The sequence below is a fragment of the Allobosea sp. P1_A7 genome (genome assembly GCF_056406775.1).
This window is the reverse complement of the sequence record NZ_JBFTZN010000052.1, coordinates 22,327-32,748: the sequence shown is the minus strand read 5'-3', so window position 1 is coordinate 32,748 and position 10,422 is coordinate 22,327. Positions and strand designations below refer to the sequence as shown.

Below are 10,422 nucleotides of genomic sequence, written 5' to 3'. Positions count from 1 at the left end.
GCGCCAGGCAGATGATGGCCGCCTGAGGATCATTCTCGATCTGGCTGCGCATGCCGGCCATGGTCGCCAGAGCGAAGACCAGCAATGCTGCGACAGTGATGCCATCGACCGCGGCGCCATGGGCAGCCAGCGCGGCTGCGGCGTGCCGCCTCAGGATGAGCGCGACGCCCTCAGCCCCTCCGATCAGCAGCGCAAGCCTCAGCGCGAGGTCAAGAGGCGCGACGGAGAGCCCGCCGGACCAGCTTGCCAGCAACGGTATGGTGAGGGGCGCCAGCGCCATGGACAGGAGCGTGACGACCAGCGGCACCGCACCATCCAGCCCCAGCATTCTTGCGACCGCCGCGGTGCCACTCGACGGTGGCACTGAGCTGGCCAGAACCAGCGCCAGTGCGAGCTCAGGGGCAAGGCCGATCAGATGCGCGGCGATGCCTGCGAGGATCGGACATGCGATCATCGCGACGCAGGGTAGGAAGACCGACAGCGAAGGACGCCGGATCACGGCGACCACCGCGATCATGTCGATCCGCAGCAGCGTCCCGAGCACGATCAGGAAGATCGCCGCCGGCATCAGCGGGCGCGCCAGCTCGGCCAGCGTGGGAAAAATCAGCCCGAGCATGACGCCGAGCGCCAGCAATGTCGGCCCGCGCGGGATCAGGCGCGGAAGATTGGATCGCATGAGACACGCCCGTTTGCCTGGGGCGCAGACGATAGGCAGGCATATCGCCATCTTGGAAATCGATTATCGGCATGACCATAATCGTCGCCATGAATTTGGCTGCGATCGATCTCAATCTCCTCGTCGCCTTCGAGGCCCTGATGGAGGAGCGCCATGTGACCCGCGCAGGGCAGCGCATCGGGTTGGCACAACCCTCGATGAGCAGCGCGCTGGCGCGCCTGCGAGCCCTGTTCGACGACGACCTGCTGGTCAGGACGGCCGAGGGCATGCAGCCGACCGCCAGGGCGCTTGCCCTGGCCCGACCGGTCAGCGAGGCGCTGGAACAGATTCGCAGAACGCTGGATTCCGGGCCGGGCTTCGATCCAGGCTCGGCACGGAGGCATTTCACCATCGCAGTGACGGATTACGGCGACCTCGTCATCGTGCCGGCCCTTGTCGAAGCGCTGCGGCGCGACGCGCCCGGGGTCGATCTCACCGTGCGTCCCATCACCGATGCGGTCGAGAGCCTGGCGCGGCTGGAACGCGGCGAGGTCGATGCCCTGATCGGCGGCCATCTGCCCGCCTCCTCCCGCACAACCCGGCAGTTCCTGCTGATGGAGCGCTTCACCTGCGTTCGCGATGCATCCCGCGCAGCTCCGGGCATCTCGCTCGACCGTGCTGATTTCGTGCGCCTCCCCCATGTCCTGTTCTCGTCGATGGGAGGCGATGGCTCACCGAGTGCCGTCGATGCCATTCTGTCGGAACACGGACACAAGCGCAGGGTCGCGGTCACGCTTCCGCATGTCGTGGCGGTGCCCTTTGTACTGGCAGGGACTGATCTCGTGGCGACCATGGCGGAGCGAATCGCCCTGCGCTTTGCCGACGTGGCAGGCGTGGCGATCCTTCCCCTACCCTACGAGGTTCCGGCTTTCGCGATCGACCTCGTGCATGGACTGCGCGCAACGTCGAACCCGGCGATGCAATGGTTCGTCGATCTCATCGTCAAAACCTGCCGGACAATCTGAAACGCGCCACAATCGTCCGTCACGGCCATGACGTTGAGTCAGCGCCGGATCAATTTCGCATGTCGGACACACTCCCCGCCTTCCTCACCCGCGCGGCCCTGCGTGCGGACCTCCAGCGCCTCGGCCTGCAGCCCGGCGACACCGTGATGGTCCATGCCGCGATGAGCCGCGTCGGACGCTTGCTGAACGGTCCCGATGCCTTGATCGGCGCCCTGCTCGACACAATCGGCGCTCAGGGAACGCTGCTGGCCTATACCGACTGGGACGGCGCCTATGACGACCTGCTCGACGATGAGGGCCGCGTTCCCGAAACCTGGCGCGCGCATCTCCCGCCCTTCGATCCGGCGTCGTCACGTGCCATTCGCGACAATGGCGTGCTGCCGGAATTCCTGCGCACCACCCCCGGCGCGAAACGCAGTGGCAATCCCGGCGCGTCGGTTGCAGCACTCGGTGCCAGGGCGGACTGGATCACGCAGGATCACCCGCTCGACTATGGCTATGGCGAAGGTTCTCCGCTGGCGAAGCTCGTCTCCATCGGCGGCAAGGTTCTCATGGTCGGCGCCCCCCGCGACACGCTGACCCTGCTGCATCACGCCGAACACCTCGCGCAGATCCCGGGCAAGCGCATCCTGCGCCGGGAAGTCCCGTTCGCGACCGCATCCGGCACGCTGTGGCGGATGATCGAGGAATTCGACACGGGCGATCCCATCGTCGCCGGGCTCGATGAGGATTACTTTGCCGAGATCGTCGGTGCATTCCTTGCCTCCGGACAGGGTCGGCAGGGACAGATCGGCGCCGCAGCAAGCATCCTCGTCGACGCTGCGGCGATCACCCATTTCGGCGTCGCTTGGCTGGAGAGCCGCTTCGGCGGGCAGCTTACGCCTGCTCTCGCTTCGCCCGGCCGGTAAACCACCCGATCGCCCGGAAATAGACCGGGTAGGGCAACAGGTTGATCAGCTTCACCGCCCATGACAGCCGGCGTGGAAAGCTGATCTCGAAGCCGCCGCGCGCGAAGCCGTCGACGATGCGTTTTGCTGCAACCGCCTCGGTCATCAGGAGCGGCATCGAGAAATCGTGCTGGCGCGTCAGGGGCGTATCGACGAAGCCCGGATTGACGACCTGAAGACGAATGCCGAGCCTGTCGCAGTCGAATTTCAGCGCCTCGCACATGTAGATCGTCGCCGCCTTGGAAGCGCCATAGGCGGCGGCTCTCGGCAGGCCGCCGAAACCGGCGATCGAGGCGTTGACCGCAATATGGCCACGGCCCCGCGGCTTCATCCGCTCCAGCACGGCGGCCAGCCCCTTGGCTGCTCCAAGGGTGTTGACCGCCAGAGCAGCCTCGAGAGCCGCGATGTCAAACACGCCGGGTCGGGTGACTGGCGCGACGCCGGCATTCAGGAAGGCCAGCGCGATCGGCCCATGCACGCTCTCGATGGCATCGACCACCACGCGCATGGCTGCGGCATCCGTCACGTCGCCGGCATGGGCAACGATACGACCGGGCAATCCGGTCGCGCGTCGTGCGAGTTCTTCGAGTTGTTCCAGCCGTCGCGCCGTGATCGCCACCGTCCACCCGCGAGCGGCCAGTTCGAGTGCGACGGCCTCGCCGATGCCGGAACTCGCGCCGGTGACCCAGGCGACGCCGTCCTGCGGCTGCATGCGCGGCAATGACATGGTTTCTCCGGACGAGAGGCCTCCCGGACATACAGCCCCACAAGTGATCGGCGCAACCTTGCCGCCCTGCCCGTCCCGCTTCTGCAGCGCCTCGATCGCCGCAATCCCCACACGGCGTCATGGCATGTGGCGCACGCCACGCAATCGGTGCAGTCTGCCGGCCGCAGCGCCAGCCGCAGATGAATCAGGACCACGACCGATGCCGACAGAATTGCTCTTCCGCCAGGACTCCTACCTCGCCGAGACCCCGGCCAAGGTAGAGGCGCTGAACGAGCGCGGCGGCATCGTTCTCGATCGCACGGTGTTTTACGCCACCGGCGGCGGCCAGCCGGGCGATGCCGGGCGGATCCGCCTCGCCGACGGCAGCGAGATCGCCATCGGCACCACGATATACGACCCCGAGGACAAGAGCCGCGTCATCCATGTGCCGCTCGAGGGCCAGGCCGCACCTCAGCCCGGCGACACTGTCACCCTGTTGCTCGACTGGGAGCGCCGCCTGAAGCGCATGCGAATCCACACGGCCCTGCACCTGCTCAGCGTCGTGCTGCCCTTCCCCGTCACCGGCGGCTCGATCGGCGATGGCGACGGCCGTCTCGATTTCGACATTCCGGAAGGCGGGCTCGACAAGGCGGAGATCGGCGAGAAGCTGAACGCGCTGATCGCCCGCAATGCCGCCGTCAGCGAGCGCTGGATTACCGACGAGGAGCTCGACGCCAATCCCGGCCTGGTCAAGACCATGTCGGTGAAGCCACCGCGCGGGTCCGGTCGCGTCCGGCTGGTTTCGATCGAAGGCATCGATCTCCAGCCCTGCGGCGGAACCCATGTCCGCAACACCTCCGAGATCGGTGTTGTTGCGATCACCGATATCGAGAAGAAGGGCAAGCAGAACAGGCGCGTGCGCATCGCGCTTGCCTGAGCCCGCCAGACTTCGCCTCATCAGCAGGAAACGCCGACCATGGCCAGCAACGATGTTTTCGTCTCCACCGAATGGCTCGCCGAGCGCCTGAACGCGCCCGATATCGTGGTGGTCGACGGCTCCTGGTATCTCCCCGTGCATGCCCGCGATCCCGCCGCCGAATACGCGGCACGGCGCATTCCTGGTGCGGTGCGCTTCGACATCGATACGGTGAAGGACGCCAAGTCCGATCTGCCGCACATGCTGCCGCGGCCGGATGCCTTCGCGGCCGCTGTCGGCGCCATGGGAATCGGCGACGGCATGCGCATTGTGGTCTATGACGGGCTCGGCCTGTTCTCGGCCGCGCGCGTCCGCTGGACCTTCAAGACCTTCGGGGCGAAGGACGTCGTCATCCTCGAAGGCGGCTTCCCGAAATGGCAGGCCGAAGGTCGCCCGATCGAGGAAGGCCCGCCCCGTACCCGCGCCGCCCGCACCTTCACCGCCCGTCTCGACCACTCCGCCGTGGCCGATGCCGGCGATGTCGAGCGTGCGCTGAATGGCGCTGCGATCCAGGTCGTCGACGCCCGTCCGGCCGACCGCTTCCGCGGCGAGGCGCCGGAGCCGCGCGCCGGCGTGCGCTCGGGCCATATGCCGGGTTCGCTCAACCTGCCCTTCCCGGCAATCATCGCCGATGGCAGGCTCCGTTCGCCGGAGGCGATCGCTGCCGCCTTCACCGAGGCTGGCGTCGATCTGGACAAGCCGATGATCACCAGTTGCGGCTCGGGCGTCTCGGCCGCGATCCTCTCGACCGCGCTCGAGACCATCGGCAAACCGGCGCGCGCCATCTATGACGGCTCCTGGGCCGAATGGGGCGCGAGCGACCGGGCGATCGCAACGGGGCCGGCCAGGAAGAGCTAAAGCACCGGCTCGAAAACTGGATTGCGGCTTTCGGGAAAGCCGATCCAAACGCAGAAGGCTGGGTCGTCGGACCGGACACCAGATCCGATCCGACGATCTAAGAAAGCGCTGGAGTTTGACTCAGTAAGTCGCTCTGCCGCCTGACAGATCGAAAATGCCCCCGGTCGAGAAGGAGCACTCGTCGGAGGAGAGCCAGAGCACCATTCTGGCCACCTCCTCGATCTCGACGAAGCGGCCCATCGGGATACGGCCAAGGATGTCTGCGCGGCGCTCGGCCGAGATTTCCTTGGCCATCGCGGTTTCGGCAGCGGCCGGCGTGATCGCCGTCACGATAATGCCGTCGCGTGCGGTTTCCTTGGCGACGCTCTTAGTCAGCGCGATCAATCCTGCCTTGGAGGCGCTGTAGGCAGCCGCCATCGCCATGCCTTCCTTGCCCTGGATCGAAGCAATGTTGACGACATGGCCGCGCAACGGGTGCGGGTTCTGTGCGGTGTGGCGCGCTGCTTGTGCCCGCATGCGCCCGACGACCGCACGCGTCACGAGATAGGCTCCGAACAGGTTCACCTGCAGCACGCGCTGAAAATTCTCCGGCGAGGTTTCCCAGACCGGTTTGACCTCGCCGAGCACACCGGCATTGTTGACGAGGATATCGACCCGGCCACCGGTAAAGACGGTATCGGCGGCATGTTCGACCGCCGCCACATTCGTGATGTCGACCTCCCGGACGCTGATGGCCGGGCCGAGTTCCGACCGCGCCTGCGCCAGCGCCGACGCGCTCATGTCCCAGAGCTCGACTTCGGCGCCGGCATCCATCAGCGCCTTGGCCATGCCACGCCCGAGCCCGCCAGCCCCACCGGTGATGATCGCGCGGCGCCCGCCGAATTCGTAGGTCGCAGTCATTAGCCCGCACTCCAGGCAGTCTTGGTTCGGGTGATCTGGTGACGATAGAGCCCTAGATCGAATGGCCCCTCGCCGCCAAGCGCCGTGAGTTTCTCAGCCGCGAGCTCCACCTTGGCCAAGCTCACGAATTCCGCCTCGTCTCCCCAGCCTTCGAGCAGCAACACCCAGCGTGGGACGGCATTGGCGACGCCACGCGCCTTCTGCTCGGCCGTGGCGACGCCGCTCGCCTCGGCATCGGCGGTGAGCACATGCACGCCGGCGACGCCCGGTCGCCCCAGCAGATCGGGAACCAGCTGCCGAAGCAAGGCAGCCTTGTGTTCCGCCGCCTGCACGTCCGGCACATCATAGCGCAGCGTCGCGATCAGCCCACCCTGCGCCGGCCCGGCGCTATGCGCCACCCGGCAGATCGAGCGGGCGACCGAGCGGAAATGCTTGACCGCGGCAAGGGTCCAGGGTGTCGGCGCGTTCACGCGTGCCGTGTAATCCTGTCCCTTCAGAACCTCGACGCTCAGCGCCTCGTAGAGATTGAAGAATTCGAGATCGGCCTCAATGGCGACATAGCGCCGGCCGCGCAGGAATCCAGGAATGCCGACCCGTTCCGGCATGTGCTCCTGACCATGCCAGGCATAGAAGACCTCGCGTCCTTCCGGCGCGATGTCGTGCCAGATTGCGACCGCCCCCTCGCCTGCCAAACTCATGGTCGCTCCCCTCTCCAGCCATCGCAGGGCCGTTGACTCGGCCTGTCCTCGCTCATATACGAAATCAAATTCCGAAATGGAATGCTATTCCAAAAAGAAGATATGAGGGTGGAACGGTGACGATCGCAGCGGTGGACCGCGCGCTGAAGATGCTGGAAATGCTGTCGGGCGAACCCGCCGGCATCGATCTCGGCGCCCTCGCCGAGCGGCTCGACCTGCCTGCCAGTGCGACCCACCGCCTGCTGACCACCTTCGCCGAGCGCGGCTTTGTCGCGCAGGATCCCGCTAGCGGCGCCTATGCGCTGACCCTGAAGCTCTCGCTCCTCGCCTTCCGCAATCTCGACCTGCGTCATCTGCCCGATGCCGGTCAGATCGTGCTCGACCGGCTCGCCCAGGCGACGGGCGAATATTGTCGCCTGGCCGTGGTCGAGGGGGAGAATCTGGTCTGGATCGCGCGGTCGCAGGGCGCGACCGCCGGCCTGCGCTACGAGCCGCCAATGGGCTCGGAAATCGTCCTGCATGCCACGGCGACCGGCAAGGCCTGGCTCGCCTCCCTGCCCGAAGACCAGGCGCTTCGCATCGTTTGCGCGCGCGGCTTTCAGGCGGAGGGGCGCACGGGTCCCAATGCCGTCACCGGCGTCGAGGCCTTGCGCAGCCATCTCGCCGAGACGCGGCAGCGCGGCTTTGCACTCGCCGTGGAGGAAGGCGAGATCGGCACTGTGGCGATGGCGACGACCTTTCGCTCCGCGCCTGGAGCCGAGGCGCCGATCGCCGGCACATTGAGCGTCGCCGGCCCTGCGGCCCGGATGCAGGTCGCGCGCCATGGCTCGATTGCCGACGCTCTGCACAGGGCCGCAGTCGAGATGGCCGAGATCTGGCCGTTGCGCCGTCGCCAGAGTTCATCGCTGCAGAGCCCTTCGCTGAATGGCCGGCCGAGCCCTCTCCTCCAGACAGGAATCCAGGCATGAGCAACGATGGTGCCATCGCGCCTGCCGCGGCATCCTCCGCGACACCTGTTCCGGCCACCGGCCCTGCCCACGCCTGGGTCTCCGCGATTGCCTGGCCTCTTGCCAGCTTTGCCGTGCTGCTGCTCGCCTGGCAGTGGTTCGTGCCGATGGCCGGCATCCCGGAATACATCCTGCCCGTGCCGAGCGCCTTCTTCGAGCGGCTCTGGATCGACCGGGCCCTGATCGCCCAGCACACGCTGGTGACCGCCAATGAGATCGTGCTCGGCTTCCTGATGGCGGCGGTGATCTCGATCCCGCTCGGCTACATCATCGTCTCCGTGAAGATCCTGGAGAAGGCGATCTACCCGGTCATCGTCTTCTTCCAGCTTGTGCCCAAGATCGCGATCGCCCCGCTCTTCGTGGTCTGGTTCGGCTTCGGCTTGTTCCCGAAGGTGCTGCTGACCTTCCTGCTCTGCTTCTTCCCAACACTGGTCGCCAGCATGACCGGCTTCAGGGCGCTGGACGAGCGGGTGCTCTACCTGACGCGCTCGATGGGCGCCTCAGCCTGGCAGACCTTCCGCTATGTCCGGGTGCCGGCAGCGCTGACCTATATCTTCTCCGGCCTGAAGGTCTCCGCCGTCTTCGCTGCCACCGGCGCCATCGTCGGCGAGTTCGTCGGCGCCAATGCCGGCCTCGGGTATCTGCTGCTGCGCGGCACCAGCTTCCTCGACATGCCGCTGATCTTCGCCTGCCTCGTTGCGCTCAGCCTCGTCGGCATCGTCTTCAGCTATCTCGTCGACGGGCTCGAAGTGCTGCTGATGCCCTGGCAGCGAAAGGGCTGACCTATCCAAGACCAAGAAATACCCGGCTCGAACCGGGGCACCGGACAATGATCATGGGAGGAACCAACATGAACCGCCGCAGTCTCATCGCCGCAGCAACACTGATCGCGCTCAGCGCCACGACCGCCTTCGCTCAGGGCGCCGGCAAGCCGATGAAGATCACGCTGAACTTCCTCGCCGCAGCGCCCAATGCCGGCTTCATGATGGCCAAGCAACTCGGTCTCTACGAGAAGGCCGGCATCAACCTGACCATCGAGGAAGGCAAAGGCTCAGGCACCACTGCGCAGATGGTCGCGACCGGCCAGACCGATATCGGCTTCGCCGACGCGCCTGCCGCGATGCAGCTGCGCACTAAGGGCGCGCCGGTGAAGATCATCGCCCCGGTTCTGCAGACCAACGGCTTTGCCATAATCTCGCTCGAAGAGAGCCACATCGCCTCCCCCAAGGACCTGATCGGCAAGAAGGTCGCGGTCCAGCCCGGCACGGCCCAGACGACGCTGCTCGATGCGATCCTGGCCAGCAACCAGATCGACAAGACCAAGCTCGACATCATCAATATCGATCCCGGCGCCTTTGTCGGCGCGCTGCTGGAAAAGAAGGTCGACGCCATCCTCGGCGGTGCCGATTTCCATTCGATCCAGATTCGCGAGCGCGGCTTCAAGGTGCGCGACATCTTCTATCGCGATGTCGGCGTGCCGACCGTCGGCCTCTCGATGATCGCCCGCGACGACCGGATCAAGGCCGATGCCGATCTGTTCAAGAAATTCGTCGAGGCGAGCCTCCAGGGCTGGGACGCCGCCCGCAAGAACCCCGACGCTGCGGCCGATGCAGTGGTGGCGCAATTTCCTTCGGTGAAGAAGGCCCAGGTGCTGGCGCAGTTCGACGTCGTCAACAAGCTGCTCTGCGCACCGGGCGCGACGTCACTCGGCAAGGTTCCGGAAAAGAACTGGACCGTCAGCTTCGACCTGCTGACGCAATATCTCGGTCTGCCCAAGGACAAGCCGATCACAGACTATTACTCGACCGAGCTGCTGCCCGCCTCGGCACCAGCCTGTTCCTGAGGATTCCATGAGCCTCGCGACTCAAGCCCCGAGCTCCGGCGCCGCCTCCATCCAGGGACGCGGCGTCATCAAGACCTTCGGCAGCTTCACCGCCGTCGACGGTCTCACCCTCGATATCCGGAGCGGCGAATTCGTCAGCCTGATCGGCCCTTCCGGCTGTGGCAAGAGCACCTTCATGCTCATGGCGGCCGGGCTGATGCCGGTCAGCGCCGGCGAATTGCTGGTCGACGGCCGGACACTGACCGAACCGCTCACCGATATCGGCATCGTCTTCCAGGACCATCTGCTGCTGGAGTTCCGGACCGCTCTGGAGAACGTCATGCTCCAGGCCGAGATCCGTGGCCTGCCCTTGGCGCCGGCACGCGCCCGTGCGCTCGATCTCTTCGCCAAGCTCGGCATCTCGCATGCGGTCGATCGCTATCCGAAGCAGCTCTCGGGCGGCATGCGCCAGCGCGTCTCGCTCGCCCGGGCCCTGATCCACAATCCGTCGGTGCTGATGATGGACGAGCCCTTCGGCGCCCTCGACGCCATCACCCGCACGCAGATCCGGCACGATCTCGAAATGCTCTGGCTGGAGACCGGCAAGACGGTCGTGTTCATCACCCACAGCATCGACGAGGCGATCGGCCTTTCCGACCGCGTGCTGGTGATGTCGCCGACACCCGGGCGCATCGTCGACGAAATCGCGATCGAGCTGCCGCGGCTACGCCCCGCCCATCTCGGCGACTACCCGAGCTTCAACGCCTATGCCGACCGCATCCACGACGCCTTCAGGCGTTTTGGCGTGATCCGGTATTGAGGCTTGCC

Annotated in this window: 12 protein-coding genes; 8 read left to right on the top strand and 4 right to left on the bottom strand. The window is 66.1% G+C overall.

All coding sequences use genetic code 11. The features are described from left to right. On the bottom strand, positions 1 to 676 hold a 676-nt coding region (locus tag AC1D34_RS11625; RefSeq protein WP_476824268.1), incomplete at its 3' end, for a hypothetical protein. 71 nt (positions 677 to 747) lie between these two features. Here AC1D34_RS11625 and AC1D34_RS11620 point away from each other — a divergent pair. Together AC1D34_RS11620 and aac(3) are read left to right on the top strand one after the other, a co-directional pair. Continuing rightward, on the top strand, positions 748 to 1,680 hold the full coding sequence (locus AC1D34_RS11620) for a LysR family transcriptional regulator (protein WP_441505834.1): 933 nt from the start codon (positions 748 to 750) through the stop codon (positions 1,678 to 1,680). Between the two features lie 59 nt (positions 1,681 to 1,739). Beyond that, the gene (gene aac(3), locus AC1D34_RS11615) at positions 1,740 to 2,588 is read left to right on the top strand and encodes an aminoglycoside 3-N-acetyltransferase (protein ID WP_476770036.1); all 849 of its coding nucleotides are present in this window, start codon (positions 1,740 to 1,742) and stop codon (positions 2,586 to 2,588) included. Here the strand turns inward: aac(3) and AC1D34_RS11610 are convergent. Then, on the bottom strand, positions 2,557 to 3,354 hold the full coding sequence (locus tag AC1D34_RS11610; RefSeq protein WP_441505836.1) for an SDR family NAD(P)-dependent oxidoreductase: 798 nt from the start codon (positions 3,352 to 3,354) through the stop codon (positions 2,557 to 2,559). The two genes, aac(3) and AC1D34_RS11610, sit on opposite strands and share 32 nt — an antisense overlap. Positions 3,355 to 3,553: 199 nt before the next feature. Between AC1D34_RS11610 and AC1D34_RS11605 the strand changes: the two genes are divergently transcribed. Beyond that, complete coding sequence (locus AC1D34_RS11605) at positions 3,554 to 4,270, top strand: alanyl-tRNA editing protein (RefSeq protein ID WP_441505837.1); 717 nt, start codon at positions 3,554 to 3,556, stop codon at positions 4,268 to 4,270. A 39-nt stretch (positions 4,271 to 4,309) separates the two neighbouring features. After that, positions 4,310 to 5,167, top strand: coding sequence for a 3-mercaptopyruvate sulfurtransferase (sseA, locus tag AC1D34_RS11600; protein ID WP_441505838.1), 858 nt, complete (start codon positions 4,310 to 4,312; stop codon positions 5,165 to 5,167). A 120-nt stretch (positions 5,168 to 5,287) separates the two neighbouring features. Here the strand turns inward: sseA and AC1D34_RS11595 are convergent, their stop codons facing one another. Then, positions 5,288 to 6,067: an SDR family NAD(P)-dependent oxidoreductase gene (locus AC1D34_RS11595; protein ID WP_441505839.1), complete on the bottom strand. Its 780-nt coding sequence runs from the start codon at positions 6,065 to 6,067 to the stop codon at positions 5,288 to 5,290. Then, positions 6,067 to 6,765, bottom strand: a complete 699-nt coding sequence (locus AC1D34_RS11590; protein WP_441505840.1) for a hypothetical protein — start codon at positions 6,763 to 6,765, stop codon at positions 6,067 to 6,069. Before AC1D34_RS11590 ends, AC1D34_RS11595 begins: the two co-directional genes overlap by 1 nt. 116 nt (positions 6,766 to 6,881) lie before the next feature. On the opposite strand from AC1D34_RS11590, the gene AC1D34_RS11585 reads away from it, so the two are divergent. From AC1D34_RS11585 to AC1D34_RS11570, 4 genes are all read left to right on the top strand, one after another. Further along, positions 6,882 to 7,733, top strand: a complete 852-nt coding sequence (locus AC1D34_RS11585) for an IclR family transcriptional regulator (protein WP_441505841.1) — start codon at positions 6,882 to 6,884, stop codon at positions 7,731 to 7,733. Then, positions 7,730 to 8,554 (top strand): ABC transporter permease, encoded by an 825-nt coding sequence (locus tag AC1D34_RS11580; RefSeq protein ID WP_441505842.1) that lies wholly within the window; start codon positions 7,730 to 7,732, stop codon positions 8,552 to 8,554. The genes AC1D34_RS11585 and AC1D34_RS11580 overlap by 4 nt, the downstream gene beginning before the upstream one ends. 68 nt (positions 8,555 to 8,622) lie before the next feature. Continuing rightward, positions 8,623 to 9,615, top strand: coding sequence for an ABC transporter substrate-binding protein (locus tag AC1D34_RS11575; protein WP_441505843.1), 993 nt, complete (start codon positions 8,623 to 8,625; stop codon positions 9,613 to 9,615). Positions 9,616 to 9,622: 7 nt separating this feature from the next. Continuing rightward, positions 9,623 to 10,414 (top strand): ABC transporter ATP-binding protein, encoded by a 792-nt coding sequence (locus tag AC1D34_RS11570; protein ID WP_441505844.1) that lies wholly within the window; start codon positions 9,623 to 9,625, stop codon positions 10,412 to 10,414. The last annotated feature ends 8 nt before the right edge of the window (positions 10,415 to 10,422 follow it).

Excerpts from the sequence above, each read along its gene's own strand:
- AC1D34_RS11590 (WP_441505840.1), bottom strand. The coding sequence starts at position 6,765 with ATGAGTTTGGCAGGCGAGGGGGCGGTCGCAATCTGGCACGACATCGCG.
- AC1D34_RS11570 (WP_441505844.1), top strand. The coding sequence starts at position 9,623 with ATGAGCCTCGCGACTCAAGCCCCGAGCTCCGGCGCCGCCTCCATCCAG.
- AC1D34_RS11610 (WP_441505836.1), bottom strand. The coding sequence starts at position 3,354 with ATGTCATTGCCGCGCATGCAGCCGCAGGACGGCGTCGCCTGGGTCACC.
- sseA (WP_441505838.1), top strand. The coding sequence starts at position 4,310 with ATGGCCAGCAACGATGTTTTCGTCTCCACCGAATGGCTCGCCGAGCGC.
- AC1D34_RS11575 (WP_441505843.1), top strand. The coding sequence starts at position 8,623 with ATGAACCGCCGCAGTCTCATCGCCGCAGCAACACTGATCGCGCTCAGC.
- AC1D34_RS11605 (WP_441505837.1), top strand. The coding sequence starts at position 3,554 with ATGCCGACAGAATTGCTCTTCCGCCAGGACTCCTACCTCGCCGAGACC.
- AC1D34_RS11595 (WP_441505839.1), bottom strand. The coding sequence starts at position 6,067 with ATGACTGCGACCTACGAATTCGGCGGGCGCCGCGCGATCATCACCGGT.
- AC1D34_RS11620 (WP_441505834.1), top strand. The coding sequence starts at position 748 with ATGACCATAATCGTCGCCATGAATTTGGCTGCGATCGATCTCAATCTC.
- AC1D34_RS11580 (WP_441505842.1), top strand. The coding sequence starts at position 7,730 with ATGAGCAACGATGGTGCCATCGCGCCTGCCGCGGCATCCTCCGCGACA.